The sequence below is a fragment of the Caballeronia sp. Lep1P3 genome (genome assembly GCF_022879595.1).
Classification (GTDB): domain Bacteria; phylum Pseudomonadota; class Gammaproteobacteria; order Burkholderiales; family Burkholderiaceae; genus Caballeronia.
The window spans coordinates 726,737-745,550 of record NZ_CP084265.1 but is presented as its reverse complement, the minus strand read 5'-3'; the positions used below and the strand labels follow the sequence as shown (position 1 = coordinate 745,550).

The 18,814-nt window shown below is 61.4% G+C and carries 15 protein-coding genes and 2 pseudogenes; 7 read left to right on the top strand and 10 right to left on the bottom strand.

What is annotated here, in order from left to right; all coding sequences use genetic code 11:
• Positions 1-52 precede the first annotated feature (52 nt).
• The 6 genes from istB to LDZ27_RS03470 form a co-directional block, all read right to left on the bottom strand.
• Positions 53-820, bottom strand: coding sequence for an IS21-like element helper ATPase IstB (gene istB, locus LDZ27_RS03495; protein WP_244815351.1), 768 nt, complete (start codon positions 818-820; stop codon positions 53-55).
• Between the two features lie 12 nt (positions 821-832).
• Positions 833-2,356, bottom strand: a complete 1,524-nt coding sequence (istA, locus tag LDZ27_RS03490) for an IS21 family transposase (RefSeq protein ID WP_244815350.1) — start codon at positions 2,354-2,356, stop codon at positions 833-835.
• A 338-nt stretch (positions 2,357-2,694) separates the two neighbouring features.
• Complete coding sequence (locus LDZ27_RS03485; RefSeq protein ID WP_244815349.1) at positions 2,695-3,441, bottom strand: Sir2 family NAD-dependent protein deacetylase; 747 nt, start codon at positions 3,439-3,441, stop codon at positions 2,695-2,697.
• Between the two features lie 160 nt (positions 3,442-3,601).
• On the bottom strand, positions 3,602-4,942 hold the full coding sequence (locus LDZ27_RS03480; protein WP_244815348.1) for a hypothetical protein: 1,341 nt from the start codon (positions 4,940-4,942) through the stop codon (positions 3,602-3,604).
• A gap of 88 nt (positions 4,943-5,030) precedes the next feature.
• Positions 5,031-5,342 (bottom strand): hypothetical protein, encoded by a 312-nt coding sequence (locus LDZ27_RS03475; RefSeq protein WP_244815347.1) that lies wholly within the window; start codon positions 5,340-5,342, stop codon positions 5,031-5,033.
• 332 nt (positions 5,343-5,674) lie between these two features.
• Positions 5,675-7,251 (bottom strand): IS3 family transposase gene (locus LDZ27_RS03470; protein ID WP_244814218.1). Its coding sequence is split into 2 segments (ribosomal slippage): positions 5,675-6,792 and positions 6,792-7,251, totalling 1,578 coding nucleotides; the frame shifts between segments, so codons are not numbered across the junction.
• A gap of 80 nt (positions 7,252-7,331) precedes the next feature.
• Here LDZ27_RS03470 and LDZ27_RS03465 point away from each other — a divergent pair.
• The 5 genes and pseudogenes from LDZ27_RS03465 (at position 7,332) to LDZ27_RS03445 (ending at position 12,625) form a co-directional block, all read left to right on the top strand.
• Positions 7,332-7,691 (top strand): hypothetical protein, encoded by a 360-nt coding sequence (locus LDZ27_RS03465; RefSeq protein WP_244815346.1) that lies wholly within the window; start codon positions 7,332-7,334, stop codon positions 7,689-7,691.
• An 83-nt stretch (positions 7,692-7,774) separates the two neighbouring features.
• Positions 7,775-8,788, top strand: a pseudogene (locus LDZ27_RS03460) (OB-fold nucleic acid binding domain-containing protein); the annotation flags it as partial.
• 831 nt (positions 8,789-9,619) lie between these two features.
• On the top strand, positions 9,620-11,194 hold the full coding sequence (locus LDZ27_RS03455) for a choice-of-anchor tandem repeat GloVer-containing protein (protein ID WP_370653356.1): 1,575 nt from the start codon (positions 9,620-9,622) through the stop codon (positions 11,192-11,194).
• 719 nt (positions 11,195-11,913) lie between these two features.
• Positions 11,914-12,330, top strand: coding sequence for a CopG family transcriptional regulator (locus tag LDZ27_RS03450; RefSeq protein WP_244815344.1), 417 nt, complete (start codon positions 11,914-11,916; stop codon positions 12,328-12,330).
• Positions 12,331-12,364: 34 nt separating this feature from the next.
• Positions 12,365-12,625, top strand: coding sequence for a hypothetical protein (locus LDZ27_RS03445; protein WP_244815343.1), 261 nt, complete (start codon positions 12,365-12,367; stop codon positions 12,623-12,625).
• 24 nt (positions 12,626-12,649) lie between these two features.
• On the opposite strand, the gene LDZ27_RS03440 is transcribed toward LDZ27_RS03445, so the two are convergent.
• Genes LDZ27_RS03440 through LDZ27_RS03430 form a run of 3 tightly spaced genes read right to left on the bottom strand, consistent with a single transcriptional unit; the run spans position 12,650 to position 15,119 of the window.
• A complete protein-coding gene (locus tag LDZ27_RS03440) occupies positions 12,650-14,230 on the bottom strand; it encodes an IS66 family transposase (RefSeq protein WP_244815342.1) in 1,581 nt (526 codons plus the stop codon).
• 32 nt (positions 14,231-14,262) lie between these two features.
• Positions 14,263-14,616, bottom strand: a complete 354-nt coding sequence (gene tnpB / locus LDZ27_RS03435; protein WP_244815341.1) for an IS66 family insertion sequence element accessory protein TnpB — start codon at positions 14,614-14,616, stop codon at positions 14,263-14,265.
• Complete coding sequence (locus LDZ27_RS03430) at positions 14,592-15,119, bottom strand: transposase (RefSeq protein WP_244815340.1); 528 nt, start codon at positions 15,117-15,119, stop codon at positions 14,592-14,594. Before LDZ27_RS03430 ends, tnpB begins: the two co-directional genes overlap by 25 nt.
• Positions 15,120-15,173: 54 nt before the next feature.
• Here LDZ27_RS03430 and LDZ27_RS03425 point away from each other — a divergent pair, with 54 nt between their 5' ends.
• Both LDZ27_RS03425 and LDZ27_RS03420 read left to right on the top strand, forming a co-directional pair.
• Complete coding sequence (locus tag LDZ27_RS03425; protein WP_244816024.1) at positions 15,174-16,115, top strand: PHB depolymerase family esterase; 942 nt, start codon at positions 15,174-15,176, stop codon at positions 16,113-16,115.
• A 473-nt stretch (positions 16,116-16,588) separates the two neighbouring features.
• Positions 16,589-16,834 (top strand): hypothetical protein, encoded by a 246-nt coding sequence (locus tag LDZ27_RS03420; RefSeq protein WP_244815339.1) that lies wholly within the window; start codon positions 16,589-16,591, stop codon positions 16,832-16,834.
• Positions 16,835-16,879: 45 nt separating this feature from the next.
• Here LDZ27_RS03420 and LDZ27_RS03415 read toward each other — a convergent pair.
• Positions 16,880-18,435 (bottom strand): annotated as a pseudogene (locus LDZ27_RS03415) (methyl-accepting chemotaxis protein).
• Positions 18,436-18,814 lie beyond the last annotated feature (379 nt).

Genomic DNA, 18,814 nt, shown 5'->3' with positions numbered 1-18,814 from the left:
GACCGTTTCGGCAAGGGCGGGCGTTGCGCGGTTTCGATTGTAGATTTCCTCGCTAGTTTTGGTCGAGTTCTGGTTCGAGCCCGCTGGGTTGCGGAGATGGTTTTCTGAGAGATTCGCCCGTCAGTTTGATGCGGTGATGACGCTGCATAAGGCGATCTAGCATTGCGTCGGCGATCGTCTCGTCGCCTATCCAGCCATGCCAGTGTTCGATTGGTAGCTGGCTGGTCACTATCGTGGCTTTGCCGGCGGATCGGTCGTCAATCATCTCCAGCAAATCGTTTCGGACCATCGCATCGAGCGGAGCCATTCCCCAATCGTCCAGCAGAAGAACATCAACGCGAGCAACCTGCAGCAGCCATTTGGTGAAGCCGCCGTTGCCGTGGAGGACGCGCAGTTCCTCGCCGAGGCGCGGCACACGTAGGTACAACGCGGAGTGCCCGCGTCGGCAGGCATACTGCGCGAGGGCGCAAGCAAGCCATGATTTACCGGCGCCGGTTGGGCCGCTAATGAGCAGGCTGTATCCCGATTCGACCCAGTCGCCGAGAGCGAGGCTCGTGAGCGAACGCGGGTCCACGCCTCGACCAGCGCGAGTGTCGAGATCTTCGATGGCGGCCTGCGGATACTTCAGGCGCGCTTGCTTGAGCAGTCGGGTGCGGCGACGATCATCGCGCAAACTTGCTTCCCGGTCGACCAGCAACGACAGGCGTTCCTCGAAGCTCAGAGCCGCCGTTCCGGGCTGCGTCAGTTGCTCTTCCAATCCGTCAGCGAACCCATCCAGCTTCAGGGTGCGTAGTTGCGTCAAGGTTTGTTGCATCATCATGGCGGGTTCTCCCTATTGGTAGTAGCTGGGGCCGCGCACATGCGCGTGACTTGGACTGACCCATTCGACAGGCGTGGTCGCTGCCGCGCGGTCGCGGTTGTTGATGAGGATGTCGCGCACGTGGCGGTAACGATGTACACCCAATTCGAGCGCCAACGCGCACGCCGCTTCGAGACGGTCGCGACCATAGCGACGTGAGAGTGAGAGCAAACCAAGGCACGCCCGATAGCCGTGCTCGGGATGGCGCTGTTCCTGCAGAAGCCGCGCGACGAGCGCGCCGGTGGCGCCGCCAATCTGCTGACCCCAGTGGATAAGCCGCTGCGGAGTCCATTCGAGATGGGCGCGGTGTGCCGCCGGCATGTGCTCGACGACGGTGGTGTAGCCTCCTACGCGATCATTGCGAGCATGGCTGGCCACACGGCGACCGCGATGCAACAACTCGACAGCACCCGCTGTGATGCGCGCATCGAGCTTGAGTCCCACAAGCGCGTGCGGAACGCTGTAGCGATGTTTATCGATCTCGATGTGGTAGTCGATGCCGACCGTTACTGCCTTGAACCGCGCGAGCTCATACGGCTGCACCGGCAGTGGCTGTAGGGCCGGCGCGTCTAGTTCGGTGAACGCGCTGGCGCGGCATCCAGGCAGCTTCTGAAACGGGCGCTCGTTCAAGTTCTTCAGTAGCGGGCGGATCGCGTCGTCCACCGACTGGACCGACTCGAACTGGCGATGACGCAGGCGCGCCATGATCCAACGTTCGACCACCTGAACCGCCACTTCAACCTTCGGCTTATCCTGCGGGCGATAAACGCGTGCAGGCAGAAATGAGGTGCCGTAGTGACGCGCGAAGTCCAGCACGGTGTCGCCGGCGCGAGGCTCATAGCGATCAGGGTCGGCGATCATCGCGCGCGGGTTGTCGGGCACGATCAGTTGTGGAACGCCGCCGTAGAAGGTTAGCGCGCGGGCGATACCACTCAGCCAGTCCTCCATCGTCTCGGCCGGCGTGGCACACGCGAATGTATAGCTCGATGCGCCCATGGCGGCCACGAAGATGTGCGCGCGACGCCCCGTGGTCAACGGCAATGTGGGACCGGCGAAGTCGACGAATAGCTTCTCACCAGCACGGTGGATCTGCCGCATCGAGCGCTTCAGCCGTTTTGCGAACGCCTTATAGTGCTCGCAGAACTGCGTGTAACGGTAAGTCTTCCGATTCGCGAACTCCGCCTGATATTCCTCCCACAACAACGTCAGCGTCACGCCCTTGCGGCGCAGCTCTTGATGTATGCGACCGTAGTCGGGCTGTGCATAGGCCGCGGGTCCGGTGGGCTTGCCAAGAAGCCGTCGCTCGAGTTCGCCTTCGTCCATATCACAGGCGATCGCCCAATCCAGCCCGGCGGCACCCGCCAGTCCGACGTACTTCGTGACCACGCCCTTGGAAATGCCCAGCGACGCGGCGATTCGATCATGCGAGAAACCGCCGTCGAACTTAAGTCGTAAAACGTCCTTGATCATGCGCATGTTCATCCGGTGCGCGGGCATGCTCTCTCCGGCAAAAGCCGGCGAGCATAGCTCGCGTGGTTGATGTCATGCGCAACGCCAGTCCTGTCCTCCGGTCCGTCCGGTCACGTTCCCGAAACGGCCGGTCACGTTGCCGAAATCGCCGGTCACGATCCCGAAACGGCCGGTCACCTTCGTCCGAAATACGCAGTAAGCGGCGTGGACGTGATATGGAACAGCCCATAAGGCGGTTCTTTACCGGCGATGACTCGGGTTATCGCAACCATAACTTTTCCTTGTATTGATGCCGTGCTTGAACCCGCAGCCGCATCCTAGGCCTGCGGCAAATGGAAAAACGGTGCAGCGTGCCGCTTAGTCGATCAGCTGATCGTCTCGACCAGGCGCGCGCCAGCAGTCAGCGCGGCATCGATTTCGCGCAGTACGGCGAGCGCCGTGCCGCGAATGCCCACATCCGTCACGCGATCGACGCGCTCATCTTCGAGGTTGATACGGATGAGCGGCGCACCAAAAGTCTCGGCAAACAGACGAATGCTCGGCACCGCCAAGCCCGCACCGATTTCGAGGACCACGGGCCGCTCGATGTCGGCCCTCCATTTGCGCAGATTCGCCTGCTGAGTGGCCGTGCGCACCGGCACCCAGTCGACGTCACTGAACATGAGGAAATTGGGACGCGCAAGCGCGCCGCAGTGGATGCAGGCGGGAAGCGCGTCGCCGGCTTCGCGACTCACCCGGCCCGTGTGCCATAGCGACTGCGTGCAAGGCACCGTGCATTGCAGTGAGTGAATGGTCCCATGGCATTCGACCACCCGGTCGTCCGGGAAGCCGGCTGTCTGAAACTGCCCGTCGACGTTGCTCGTGTATGCGAAAGCGCCATGGCGCTTGTCCGCCGCCCATGCGCGGATCAGTCGATAACCGTCGTGAGGCGTTGCATGGCGGCACGCGTCGAGTGCGTGCCCGTAGAAGGTCCAGGCCTGTTCGGGGCGGATGACGAAACAGTCGCCCTGAGTGAGCGAGCCGACTTCCCGCTCGCTCATCCCCTCGGGCAATAGCGCGGTCCAGAGACCGTCTGAGCCGCGAAATGCGGGCAGGCCCGAATCCACGCTCATGCCCGCGCCCGCTGCAATGACAATGGCATCCGCCGAACGGATGAGTCTTGCTGCACGAAGAATGGCCTGCTCGCGTGTCATGGGGGTTCCGTGTGTGAAGACGCGCCCTGCATGGGCGCGTGTTCATCACGATACCGCCGCGAGGGGACGGAATCTGTCCTCAGGCCCGGGGACGCTGCCGGTACGCGTCGAGCCAGGGACGCACGCCTTCTTCGGGCAGACGGGCGGCGAGGTCTTCAGAGAGACTCCAGTGGGCGGCGGTTTCGCCCGGCACGTCGCGCCGCGCCAGCATGCTGATCTTCTCCAGCGCGGGCGCAATGCGGCTAGTGTCGGGTGGATTGCCGTTGGCGGAGAGGAACCAGGCCGTGCCCATGCCGTTACGTTCGTCGCCCGCCCGGACTCGGTCGGCGATGTTCGCAAGCGGAAACGGCGTGGTCCCGAAGTGCTTAAGCAAATACAGCAACGTGGCCTCGATCTTCTCGTCGCCAAAGGACTTGACCTTCTCCAGATCAGGCTTGAACTCGATGTCGATGCCAACGTCCGTTACGCTGAACTGCAAGATATCTCCACCGGCCATTTGCGCGCTTTCCCATTGCTGCAGCGCTACCTGTGCCTCGTGCGGCGCGGCCGGCGCGCGCGCGATCACGCCGCCTTCCCACTTATCGAGATCGTAGCCAAGCATGAACAGCGCGGATTCGAGCGCACGCATGGCGCGCCCCTCGCCTTCGATGCGTGCGAAGCCACTGCCCTTTTCTTTCGCATGGTGAAGCACGCGCTCCAGCAGCCAGCTAGCCTTCATATTCCACTCGACATGCATAGGCGCGCCGGTAAGCCTTGGAAAAACCAACGCGCCCTCGCTCGCATTGCGCCGCGCTTCCGAACGCGTGGGCATCGGCGGAAAACGCAACCCTTCAGGCACCACGCTCAAACCGCGCTCCAGACAGTACTTCACCACTGCCCAGGCAAGCGCAGCCGCCACACGACTGTCATAGATGATGAAGTCGCGACAAATGAGCGAATACACCTTCGTCATGCCAGCGTTGAAGCGAAAGCCCTCCTCCGCGAACACCGCATGATTCGTCTCTTCCGAGTCGATAGCCGTCTGCGTGCGGACCACGAGATCCACCAGCCCCTCTTCGTTCTCGATCAGCCACGGCACATTGCCCCGGGCGACGCCGCCCCACAACATGACCTCGACACAGGCAATGCGGGTGGCCGAAGGGGAGCGCTGGGCGAGCGCGGCCAGCAATGCGCCGCGCAACGCGCCCAGTGCACGCGCGCTCGAATCGAAGTCGACGCCTTCCGCCTCTCGCAGGCGCGCCACGCCCGGATGCCGCCATTCATATTGCCTGTACGCATCGAACAGACTGCCGCATTGCCATGTTTGACGATTGCGGCGGTTGAAGCAGACATGCGCAAACGTTTTATCGTCCAGATGCGCGCTCAGCCATTCGATGAAGGATGAAACATGCTCGTCTTTCAGGTAATTGTTCTTCGTCATCACACGCGCACGAAGTGGGAGGTACGCGATCATACCTCGCCATCAGGGGCATTTGATGCCCCCCCTGGAAACCGTCCCGGCGACGACTCTATTTTCCCGCCGCCTGCCAGATGAGCCCGACGAGCTGGTTCCCATCTCCCACGCTGCGAAAGCCCGAATCGTGGGCGCGATCCGCGCGGCAGTCGCAGGTGCCCACGGTGCGGAAATGCGCGTCGTAGGCGCGCTGCCGCCCGTCCGGCAACGTATCGATGCTGCCAATCACGTGGGACTGACTGTCACGAATGTATTGCTTGCTCATCTGGCGACTCCCCGAAGATGGTGGGTTCTGATTACACGCGGCCTGCGCCTGCGTCTGCACGATGGCAAGCGCCAGCAGCGCGAGCGCGACGGTTCGTTCCATGACAGTTACCCTTCGAAATCACAGCCATCGGGACCGATGAAGCAGACAGTTGATGTCCTCACTTGCATCGAGATGAGAGGACCACAAATGTCCCTTGCACGCGGCATAGTCACGCATCGAAAAACACCAGAGACACCAGAGACACCAGAGACACCAGAGACACCAGAGACACCAGAGACACCAGAGACACCAGAGACACCAGAGACACCAGAGACACCAGAGACACCAGAGACACCAGAGAGGATGGACATATGCCAGTGCTTCTGCAACACATCGACGCCATAGCTCGCGAACGGAAATTTTCAAGCTAGATGTCGCCTCAGCGATTCAATTCAGGGGGCTTTTTGCTCCTGTTGATGGGGGTGTGAGATGGGTTCAGAGTTGTTGGTCTGATCGGGATTGAGATAGACCGTGTGTACGCGCTTCCAGTTTCGCGTAGGGCCTTTCCATCGTAGCGGATTGCGCTGCCTTGCCGCCTCATAGAGCGTCGCGCGACGATCCAGAATCTGCTGGTCTAGGTTGGCGTGCCGCTCTGCCGGCGTGACGAAGCGGATCGCGCTGTGACGATGCTGGTGGTTGTACCAGCGCACCAGCCCGGTGACCCAGGTGCGTGCGGCAAACAGGGTGTCAAACGCCTGCAAAGGAAAGGCCGGTCGGTACTTCAGTGTTTTGAACAGCGATTCCGAATACGGATTGTCGTTGCTCACGCCCGGTCGACTCAATGACGGCATGACACCCAAAGCCTGCAGGGTGGCGAGCATCGTCGCACCTTTCATCGGACTACCGTTATCCGAATGCAGAATCACCTGGTCGGGCTGTATCGCTTCGCGTGCGCAAAGGTCCCTGAGGACTTCGCTGGCCAGCACGCTGCTTTCCTCCGCATAGACCTGCCAGCCGACGATCATCCGGCTGAATACGTCCATGAACAGATAGAGATAGAAATACTGCCCACGAACCGTCGTCGGCAAGTAGGTGATGTCCCAGCTAAACAGCTGATTGGGCGCGTCGGCACATAACGCGCGTGGCTTGCTGCGGGCGCGGGCCGGTCGTTCACTGCGCCGGTGGGCGAGCTGCTTCTCTTCGCGCAGCACCCGGTAAAACGTCGATTCAGAGGCGATGTAGCGGCCCTGGTCGGCCAGGCGCGGCACGATCTGGCTCGGCGGCAGATGACCGAATTCGACAGAGTTGGCCACCGCCAGCAGTTCAGCGCGCTCCTCGGTCGACAACTTGTGAACAGCATCATGACGGCATAACGTGCGCCCATCCACTGCTTCAGGACCGCCGCCTTGCCAGCGCTGCACGGTGCGCGCGCTTAGCCCGAGCACGGCACATGCGCGGGCCTGACGAGCCCCGGCTGTCGTCGCCTCACCGATCAGCTCCCGCAATGTCGCGCGCTCTTCGGGGGAGCTCATTCGTCCTCGTCCCCGAACAGCGCCTGATACTTTTTTGAAAGTACCAGCAACGCGGCCGCCTCCGCTAACGCCTTTTCCTTGCGTTTCAGTTCGCGCTGCAATTGCTCATTAGCATGTTTCAGCTCGCGCAGCTCTGGAGCGTTTGCACGTGCGCTGCCCGCGGTGCCGGCCGAGCAGAACTGGGCGCGCCACTGGTCCAGATGATGGGCAAACAGACCCCGTTCGCGACACCACGCGTTCAGTGGCTCGTCGCTCAGTCCATGGCTCTGCTGCAATGCCAGCAGGCGCTCTTCCAAAGACCATTCTTCCGGGCGCCGTGCATCGACTGGCCCCGGGTTGCGGTTTGCGGCGTTAGACACCCGGATCCACTTCCTCAAGGTTAATACGTTCATATTCAGTTCCGAGGCAACCGTTTCTACGGACCGGTTGCCTCGTTGCAGGACCTTTGCCAGCGCCTGCTCCCTGAATTCAACAGAATACGTCTGTTTGGCCTTCAACCTGCACCTCCGAGTTCTTCAAACTAAGAAAATTCAGAGGCGACATCTATTGTGACGCAGGGGGCGAAAAGCGCCGCGACGTGCTGTACCTGTCGTTCCCGCGCGCGGAGTCCAGAGCGGAAGGTCGTCAGCGATATGAAGAGATCGAGAGCCGCGAGCTCATTATTGCGTGGCTCGATGAGCACGGCGTCGGCTGGCTGCCGTGCGGGCACTTCGCCAGCGAGAAAGCGCTGCGCTCCTACGCCGGCCAGATGTACCTCGACGTGCAGTACGACCTCGAAGATCCGGCCTACCAGAGCGTGCAGACGTTCCTCGAATTCGAAGATGGCGCCATGCGCTTCGACGACGTGCGGTTCTGGATCGTGCCGCTCGCGCAGGCGATGGAAAACGCGCATCACGACGAGCCGGGCTTCTGGGAGCGATGGGCCGATGACTTCTGACACGGCCCGCGCCATCAGAGCCGAGTGTAACGGCGCTTTTGGAAATTTTTTGTCCTCTTAAGCGACGGCACCACGCCGTGACCATGCAGGCGCGCGGTTACGACAAGGCCTTCGCGGAAGCGATCTTCGAGCAGATCAAGGGGTTCGGCGAGTATGGCTTTCCGGAGAGCCACGCCGCCAGCTTCGCGTTGCTCGTCTATGCGAGCAGCTGGCTCAAGTGCCATGAACCCGCCGCGTTTCTGGCCGCCATGCTCAACTCTCAGCCGATGGGCTTTTACTCGCCTTCTCAGCTGGTGCAAGACGCGCGGCGTCACGGAGTCGAGATGGCGCCGGTCGACGTCACCATCAGCGGCTGGGATTCGGTGCTCGAAAATCGCTCCGGTCGGCAGAAGCCTGTCGTGCGGCTTGGGCTGTCGTTGCTTAAGGGCATGCGCGAAGGCGCCGCCGAGCGGATCGAAACGGCACGCGCCGTGAAGCCGTTCGCAACCGTGAGCGACTTGGCGCGTCGCGCGCAGCTCGATCGCCGCGACCTGCAGGTACTCGCAGCAGCAAACGCGCTCCGGTCACTGGCAGGAAATCGTCGTGAAGCGTTGTGGCAGTCTGCGGCCGCGGTGCCCGACCGCGACATGCTGGCCGATACTCGAATCGACGATGACACGCCGACGCTCGGAGCGCCGTCGGAGGCGCAGGAGATCGTCAGCGACTACAACACTGCGGGACTGACACTGGGGCGCCATCCGTTGTCGCTGCTGAGGCCGGCACTGCTTGAACAACGGTTAATGCCCGCTTCGACCTTGCGGACCTATCGAAACGGCCGTCTGGCGCGAGGCTGTGGGCTGGTGACCGTACGGCAACGACCCGGGACAGCAAAAGGCGTCATGTTTGTGACGCTTGAAGATGAGACGGGCAACGTCAACGTCATCGTATGGCCATCGCTGCTCGAGAAGCAACGCCATGAAGCGTTGGGCGCGGCCTTGCTCGCGGTGTACGGCACATGGCAATGTGAGGGCGAAGTCCGTCACCTGGTCGCGCAGCGACTCGTCGACATGTCCCATTTGCTTGGCGGACTGACGACGGTCAGCAAGAACTTCTGCTAACGCGTAGCGGTGCTGGCTCAACGACTGGCAAATTGCGACCCACTCCGGACATGGAACCCGGCCGCACCCGTTACGGCCGGTTCAAGCGACACCAGTCATCCCTGTACTCTCATCGGCCAGCAAGTCTTCCCCTTAGCCGACGGTGGTCGGTCATCGGCCGTGCGGCTGTGATTCGCCGCATGCCGTCATTCGCAACCCGGACTCAGTTTATCGTCGGTTCTCGGACCGATAAATGAGGCTGTCGTCCTGTCAGGGGTGGTGACCTTCCACAACAACGGCGACGACCAGAGAGCAACAGGCGGCGGGGTATGCCCGAAACGAATCAGGAATGCGTCCATTGTGGGTCTTCGGATCGCCGGAAAACCACGCCCGGCTTCCATGCCTGCGCACGCGACGTCGTCTGACTCAGTCGGTCCAGTTCAACGGCCTTGCAGTGAACCAAGAATTGCGCGCGCCGTCGGGCTGGGCGTGTGTACGTCCCGGCTCAATGAACCGATTCGGTCAGTGGCCAGGCCGCCACAACGCCGATCGGCATCTGCCGCCATGACGCTGGAGCGTCGCAACGACTGCATTGCGACACCTGAAAGCGGTGCATTGCATCAGAAGCGCAGAGAGATCTTGAGGCGCCCTACCGCCAACGATTGAGTGCATCGACACACTCCGAGAATTAGGGCTTCTACTGAACGCGGCGAAGGCAAGTCGGCAAAACAACACTTATAAAGCCAGGAGCTCGATTCTCAAGAAGCTTATCTTTTTGATAAGTAGAATGAGACACAGCCCGCGGTAGACGCCGCGACGGCTCACTAATCGCCTTTGCACACGGTTGAAGTCATGCGTCCAAAAACAATCAAGGCTGTCCCCAGCATCGTAGCTACCGTTATATTCTCGGCAACCCTTGGTGCCTGCGGCGGAGGTGGGTCGTCTACCACCGCTACGTCTTCCAACCCCGGAAGCGGTTCCGCGGTCCCTCCGGCAGCACCGACGTCATACGCTATTGGCGGGACCGCCGTTGGACTCAACGGGGGCGTTCTAAAGCTGCAGAACAACGGCACAGACACGCAGACACTTACTTCTGACGGGGGGTTCCAGTTCTCGTCGGTAACGTCGGGCAGCCCATATAGCGTTGCGGTTAGTCAACATCCAGCCGCGAGGCAATGCAACGTCGCAAACGGATCGGGCAATGCTACCGCCAATGTCAACAACGTGAGCGTCAGTTGCAGCCCAGGTCAGGTTAGCACCCTGTACTCGTTCAGCGGCGCGAACGGAGATGGCCAGTATCCGGAGGCGGGCCTAGCACAGGACAGTGCCGGCAACCTTTTCGGTACCACCTATGGCGGCGGGAGTGCGGGACCCGGGACGGTGTTCCAGTTGAAGCGAAACGCCGACGGAACGTATGCATCGCCCGTCACGCTGTATGCGTTTACCGGCACCGGTGCCGGCGGGAACACGTTGAACGCTGGTTTGATTGTCGATCGCGCAGGGAACCTCATCGGCACGAGCAACACCGGCGGCACCTCAAACGTCGGGACAATATTTGAGCTAACCCGGAACGCCGACGGGTCATATTCGCCGGCTGTGACGCTTCACTCCTTCACGGGCATCGGCACCGATGGTGCATACCCCGATGCTAGCCTCGTTCAGGACACTGCCGGCAATCTGTTCGGCACGACAAACCAAGGAGGAAGCGCAAACGCAGGCACAGTTTTCAAGCTTGCGCGCAACAGTGACGGGACGTACGCGACGCCGACAACACTGTATTCTTTCACCGGTACCGCCTCGGACGGGAAGGCACCAGAGGCAGGGCTGGTTCTAGACAGTGCCGGAAATTTGTTCGGCACAACAAGCGCGGGTGGTGCCGCCAACAGCGGTACCGTCTTTGAACTTGTGCGCGGCAGTACCGGGGTGTTCGGTCCAGCGGTCGTGCTTCACTCGTTCTCAGGCACGGCATCAGACGGCGCGATTCCAAATTCCCCTCTGGTCGCTGACGCTGCAGGAAATCTATTTGGCACAACCAGTGCGGGCGGCTCGGCGAGCCTCGGTACCGTATTTATGCTTACGCGGAACGGCGACGGGACATACACGCCGGCGACGACGCTTCACTCGTTCGCGGGCGGCGGGCCAGACGGGGCCTATCCGGATGCAGGCCTCGTCTTGGATGGCGCTGGAAACATTTTTGGCACTACAAACGCAGGTGGCAGCGCCAACTCTGGAACCGTATTCGAGATCAGGCACAACAGTGACGGTACTTACGCGTCGGCAATCTCACTGCTGCATGTGTTCACGGGGGTGGGGTCCGATGGCAACGCGCCAAGTGCCGGTCTGATTCTGGATAGCACGGGCAACCTGTTGGGCACAACCAACATGGGCGGAACCGCTGGCCTCGGCACGGTGTTCGTGCTGAACTAAATGCGTGTTCGCGGACAGGGCATGCAGGGGCGAATATAGCTTGGGCCCGGTCACAGAGCAACTGTGGCCGGGCCCGTTACAGCCGCCGCCGGAGCTGCCGGTGCCACGTTCGACCTTGTTAGGACGGCACCTGAGAAGCCGTTTTGGGTGATGCGGAAAGCGCAACACGTCGGCGACGAAGCCGTCTATCGGACCAGAATCGCGGCCAATCGTACGTGCAGAAGCCGCCGCGAACGTAAGGAGACGACAAACTTCCACGGGCCTCGGTTGCGCTGCATAGCGAGTGACAGCAAAGCGGCGCGCTGCGGCCGCACCGTGAAGGAACGGAGAACGTCTGGTAAGCCCGATGCAGCAACATTCGTCCTCGCCAATGGAACGGCGGTTTACTGGGCAGGGCTGACGCCTAGACGTCCGAGCGAAGCGGCGGACGAATGACGCTTCGTGGCCGGCACGCGCCCGTTCACCGGCCAATAGCTATCAGACTTCAATTTAGTCGGTCATCTCGAGCGCGTCGTCTGCGTCGATACAGAGGTAAGTCTCCGGCATCTACCGCGCGGGTCATGAACGGCTCAACAGCCGCCGGTACCCCGAATCGGCTCGCCGGCTCCACGTTGACTAGCGATCCGCATCACCCGTCTCCTCCCTTGAATTACCGTTGACGCCCTCAAAAAAACAGCCTATAACCATCCACATGGATGGTAAGCGGAGGATAAGCGCGGATGTCTAAAGAAGTGCCCGATCGCTCACGAGGTAGCGAAACCGAAAAAATCACCATCAATCTCGGTCCAATCGATTTGGGTCAGATCGATCTGCTAGTCGAAGAGGGCTTTTACTCGAACCGGACGGATTTGATCCGCACGGCCATACGCAATCAGTTGTCGATTCATGCACCGGCCGTCAAAGACACAGTGACGCGCCGTGAACTCGTCCTGGGCCTTCAGCACTTTTCGAAACAGGACCTCGAGGTGGCGTGCGCGGCCAATCAGCGTCTCAGGATTCAGGTGCTGGGATTGGCGAGCATTGCCACGGACGTCTCACCCGAACTTGCGCAGGCAGCGATCGACTCGATCGTGGTCCGAGGCGCGCTCCATGCATCACCGGCGGTCAAGGCCGCATTGGCGGATCGAATCCGCTAATGCTCCTGACTCCTTTCCCGCTAACGGAACAAACATGAAACTCAACGAAGGATTTCTGGACTCGATGAAAGAGGCATTGGCACTCTTTCGCAGCAACGACCCCGCTGCGGCCGCAGAGATCGTCAAGCGCGCCATGCGTGGGGAACCGACGGACGCGACAACCGCGCACGCAGACTCGCATGACGACACGACGGACACAACGACAGCGCGCCTCGCCGACCTTCTGCAACCCCGGCGTCACATTCGTAAGCGATCCATTATCGCCGTCCCTCTGAGTAGTGGACAGGCGCGTTGATTCGTGGAGTGGATATGCTCCGAGTCAGTTCTGGGGGGACGGCATCCGCCAAGGCACGAGCGCCTCGTAGTCGTCGGCGGTCTTTGCCAGAGGCAGGCGCTCGAACAGCCAGGTCAGGTAACGGTATGGATCGATACCATTGGCCTTGCAGGTTTCAACGAGACTAAAGAGATTTGCGCTGGCATGTGCGCCGGCAACCGTATCTGCGAACAGGAAGCCCTTACGCGCAACGACAAACGGGCGAATGGAATTCTCACAAGGATTGTTCGATGCCGGCCAGTCGCCGTTCTCGAGGTAGCGCACAAGCTTCGACCACTGCTCACGCAGATAGGTCAGTGCCCTGCCAAGCAGGCTCTGGGGCAGCACCCCTGGAGACTGCTCGATCATGAGATCCTTGATGACCTGGAGTACGCGGGCGCTATAGCGTTGACGCAGGCGATGACGCCGGTCTGCATTCCACGTTTTACTGCGTGCCTCGGCGGCAAACAACTTGCCAAACAGTTTGATGAAGCGTGTCGCAAGCAGATCTGGCGTGCGTGCGGCCTTTGGGACGTTCTCCTCTGCCTTCACAAAGTAGCGGCGCGCGTGCACAAGACATCCAAGGTGAACAAGCTTGTACCGCTCGGCGATACCGTTATAGGCCTCGTAGCCATCGCTCATCAGCGCAGCACCTTTCTGCACGCCGGCGAACAGCTTGTCAGCCAGCTTCGCCCCGCGACCCGGCGTGTAGGTATAGCAACAGATCGGGATTCCCGTGCCCGTTATCTGACACCACAGGTAGCTCTTCGTCTGCGGCTTGCGCCCTTTCTCCTTGAGCACCTGGAAGGTCGTCTCGTCAGCGAGGATCACCGCTGACTCAAGCAGCGCGTCGCGCATCAGGTTGATCACCGGCTGCGTTGCGAGGCCGACCTTGACCATGCTGGCTGCGATCGTGTTTGACGAGATATCACCACCGAAGCGGCGAAGCAGGCCAGCCTGACGATACAGCGGCATGCCAAACTGGAATTTGCCCGTCGCAATCCAGGCAAGTGCAGATTCGGTCAGGAGTCCTCGTGGGATGATACGCGGTGGCGCCAGCGTGACCTTGATGCCCAGATCACAGCACGGGCATGCATACTTGACCCGCTGATGCTGGATCACGCGCAGCTGCTCAGGAATCACGTCGAGTTGTTCGCTGATTTCCACGCCGAACTCGACCAGGGCATGGCCGTCGTTGCTACAGAAACGCTCGGCCTCCGGAAGTTCGTGGCGGCGGATCACGCGGGGCAGACCGGGATCGAGCGGCTTGCGGTGCCCGCGCTTTTTGCGTGTATGCGCGCCGACCTTCGTTTCGGGCGTATCTTCCTGGGCGGGCGCCGCATTCGCGCCAAGTGCCTCAGCTTCGTTGAACAGCCCGAACTGCTCCGAATCCCGTGTTTCGCTCTTTGCGCCAAACAGCTCACGCCGGTAGGCACGCAGCCGTTCCTCGGCCAGGTCGCGCTCCGCGCTCACCAGGCGCAGCATGCTGCGGGTTTCCTCGTGCTCGCGCTCAAGGGTGGCATACGCCTCGCGCATGGCGAGTAACGCATTGAGCTCGTCGGCGGAGATCGTGATCTGGGCGGGCATGCCGGATTAGACCATGCATGCCCGTCCCATGTTCAGCTCACGCGCAAATATTCCTCGCGTGGATATCCGCGGATCGAAGTGATGTCATCGCCATCGAGCAGCGCGTGCAGCGTCGCGGACGTCAATGCCACAACTTCGGTCTTCCTGTCGGGCCAGATAAAACGGCTTGTTTCAAGGCGCTTCGTCATCAGCCAGAAACCACTACCATCCCAACCGATGATTTTGACCCTGTCACGACGGCGGTTTCCGAAGATATAAAGAGAGGAGTCCATCGGGTTCAGATGCATGGCCTGCTCGACGAGAATCGACAGGCTGTTCATGCCGTAGCGGAAATCGACGGGATCGCGGTGCAGGTACACCCTTAGGTTTTCGTCGAAGCGGAACACGGTATCCTCCCGAGCATCTGGACTACGGTGGTCAGTTCCTCGACGCTAGCGTCCCCGATGTCAAACTCGACACCATTGGACAGGCGCACATGTAACGCGAGCGCCATGACCGGCACCACAGGTGGCGTTGGAAGCGCCGATTGCACCGCAACGATGGGCACAAATGGCGAAAGTGCTGGAGTCTGCGCCGTCGGCTTAATCAAATCCGGGCTTCCGTCCGATACGCTGTCGATCACCTGGCCTGCGGGCGGTGACAGATCGTGCTCCCTGGCAATGGTGTCCGGCGGTGCCTGCGCGGTGTTTTTTTCACGCTCCAGCAGATATTTCGTAATCCACTTGCGCAGCAGGTTGGCGTTCACCCCATGCTCCTGCGCCAGACGGGCAACCGACACGCCTGAGCACAGCGCCGCCTCGATGAGTGCGCGCTTGCCTTTCTCGTCGTACTGCCGCCGTCCGTCGCGGCTCTGACGCACCACTTTCAACTCTGAGTCTTTTTCGGCCATAGGTGTCCACCTCCAAAGTAGGTGGACACCTATGCTCCTCGCTCCTGCGGCTTACTGCCAGACGTCAAACATGGATCGCTTACTCACATTCGTACGCCGCAAGCCGAAGTGGACGTGGAGGATTGCGGGCACTTCAGCGTGCGGCGCTACGTCGACGCCGCTGGTCAGCGTGATTACAAGGTCTACGTTCCCGGTCATCACCGCGGTGAAAGTCTGCCTCTGATCGTCATGCTGCATGGCTGCACGCAGGACGCCGACGATTTCGCAGCCGGGACGCGAATGAACGCGCTTGCCGAAACTCATGGCTTCATCGTCGCTTATCCGACGCAGCCGCAGGGCGCGAATAGCTCGAAATGCTGGAACTGGTTCAGACCGGCCGATCAGCAGCGCGACCGGGGCGAGCCGTCATTGATCACGGGCATTACGAGAGAGGTCATGGCGGATTACAACGTCGATCCGAAACGCGTCTTCGTTGCTGGTCTTTCGGCCGGCGGCGCGATGGCGGCAATCATGGCGCAAACCTATCCCGATCTGTACGCAGCGGCAGGCGTTCATTCCGGCCTGCCCGTCGGATGCGCGCACGACCTGCCGTCCGCGCTGGCGGCCATGCGCGGCGGCAAGGTCAGATCCAAAGCGCAGAAATCCATGCGGGCGGATGCTCACGGCGCGCAGGCGTCGGCATGCCCGCTCATCGTTTTTCACGGCGATGCCGATGCAACCGTGCATCCCGCCAATGCCAACGAATTGATACGCGAGTTTTCCGCGCGTGAAGTGATACCCGTGCGCGCGCCAAGCAGCGATAGCCGGGTCAGAAAGCATACGGTCCGATACATGACGTCGCAAGCCGGAGTCGATGCCGAACTATGGGTTATCCACGGCGCGCCTCATGCGTGGGCCGGAGGTTCATCGAGCGGGACGTACACCGATCCATCCGGCCCCGACGCCAGTGCCGAGATGGTGCGATTTTTTCTCGAGCATCCGCGTCGTAGTAGCTGACACGGCGAGCGCCTTTGATGGCTGCGTCGACGTCCTTCCGAGAGACGACGCGTCGCTCCAAGCAGTTGCCGTTTCATCGCGCGATGCTTTTGCGCTGATGTCCGTGACTGCTTCCTATGCGCGGAGCCGCCATCAACGTCGCCTCTTTCGTTCGATGCTGTTCATTTGTCGGGTTCCGCGTGTGAACCAGCCGTCCGGACGGCGTCGATCTGGGAGACAGCGAGGGACCGCAAGTGGGCGGCTTCGCGTCCGCAGGGAAGCTACGTTACGCGATTGGATCTTTCAGGATGGCGCCACATGCGCGTCCTGCGTGAAGCCGCTGTGTGTGACAGCGTCATGTCACGCGGTTTCTTCGTCGTCGGGTTTGACTAAAGCGGGCGCGGGCACGGGCGTCATTGACGGGTCACAAGCCGCGCGCAGAATGCGCGGCGGCTCGTAAAGCCCTCCCCCCACTTCCGTTTCCTGCAAAAACGTTGCGTTATCTCAAATCCCGTTATCGGGGATTCCGGCTGATCGCCTGCGCTCAGTCGAGCCGCGACGGCTTGCACGCCGCCAGCGTCAGTATCGAGAAGCAAGGGCATCCGGCTCGCAGCTTCAGCGATCTCGACTTCTTTCACGACGATGCCGACGCTCTCGAATATGCGATGACCTGGGGACGCATCTGGATAGAGGCGAACGTCCGGTTTCCCGCGCCCGCTAGAACTGCTGGTGAACGCTGAGCCGTAACGGGGCCGGCATCGGCCGGCCCATCCCGCTGACTGCGATCACGCCGCAGCCAACGCGCCATACGCATCTTCACGCAGCCTGAACACCGCGACTGCGTCCCGCAGCGACCCGGCCTGCTCCGCGAGCGCGTGCGCGGCCGCCGATGCCTGCTCGACGAGCGCGGCGTTCGGCTGCGTGACCTGATCCATCTGAGTCACCGCGAGATTGACCTGCTCGATACCGGTGCGCTGCTCCTGCGAAGCCGACGTGATCTCGCCAACGACGCCTGCCGCGCGCTGCACCGAGGTCACGATGTCCGCAATGATGGTTCCGGCGTCGCGCACGAGCGCCGAGCCCGTTTCCACGCGCTCGCTGGATTGCGCGATGAGCCCCTTGATCTCCCTCGCCGCCGCCGCGCTGCGCTGCGCGAGCGCCCGCACTTCACTTGCCACGACCGCGAAACCGCGCCCTTCCTCGCCCGCCCGCGCCGCTTCCACCGCCGCGTTCAACGCGAGAATGTTGGTCTGAAAAGCGATGGTGTCGATGACCGAGATGATCTCGCTGACCTTTGCCGAGCTTTCGGAGATGCCGTGCATGGTTTCGACGACGCGCTCCATCATCTGCCCGCCGCTCGCCGCGGTTTCGCACGCGGCTCCGGCAAGCGACGATGCCGCCGCCGCATGCTCGGCGTTCTGGCGTACCGCCGAGGTGATCTCTTCCATGCTGGCCGCCGTTTCCTGGAGCGACGCCGCCTGTTCTTCCGTGCGCGACGAAAGATCGAGGTTGCCCGACGCGATTTCCGCGCTTGCTGTCGCGACGCTGTGCGCGTTCACCCGCACCTTGCTCACGACGCTCGCCAGACTCGACTGCATGTGCTTGAGCGCGGCCAGCAATTCCGCGATCTCGTCCTTGCCATTCGAATGGAAATCGAGCGAGAGGTCGCCCGCCGCAACTGCCTGTGCACATCCGAGCGCACGCGCAAGCGGACGCGACACCGTCCGGCTGAAAAGGTAGCGCCGATAGAAGCCAGCACGAGGACCGCCAGCATGAGCGTAATGCTGATCCCGGTGGCCCAATCCGCGGCCTGGTCCGCGGCCTCGGACACTTTGGCGCTGTCCGCGGCGATCTGCTTCGCCGCCTGCTCGAGAAGCGCCGCCGGTTGACGATCGACGCCTGCGACGGCGTTGTCGCCGGCCGACGGTTCGTCGCCCTGCGCCTTGAACGCGTCGAAGCCACGTCGATAGCCTTCGCCCATCGCGCGATGTGCTGTTGCGAAGCGTTCGAGCAAATCGCGACTGTCGCCGGCGGGCAACGTGCGTTCGAGTTCATCGGCGAGTTGGTCGACCGTCGCTTCGCGTGACTGGAAGGCCGTCCAGTACTTATCGAGCTTGGCCGGGTCCTTTCCGCGCAGCAGGGTGTCTTTCCACTCCTGCACTTGCAGTTTGAAGGCGACGAGCGTCGCCGACACCATGCGTTCCTGCGCGACGTTGCGCGCGACCACCGTCCTGTAAGCGTCGATCGACTGGTGGAGGGCGAAAACGCCGCACAGAGCGGCGGCGAACATAAACAGTAGCGCGGCTGCAAAAGCCAGGGGAATCTTGAGGCTGAGTTTCATGGAAGGTCCGGCGATAAGGGTTTACGCGAGTTGGGTAAAGACTTATCGGCTGGCCCTCGAGAAACTGAAGCGAGGAAGGCGGTATGTCGAGCGTGGCGTGTTGGACTTGCTGTCCGGCTCGTCGCTTTTGTCACGCCGTTGACATACAGAATGACGCCCAACGCTGAGCTTGACGATGAGGCCCCATGTACACGGCATGTAGGCGCAGCCGATACGACCGTCTAGGTCTGCATGTTCGGTCCCTTCAGGAAGGTTGCGTTGCCTGTAACACGGGTCCCGACTTTCTTCGTTCCTAAGCACTGCATTTCTTTTGCCGCGCGCAAGCTCGAACCAAGCACAAAAAATGCTGCATGGATGCGTCACTGTCATCTCACGACGG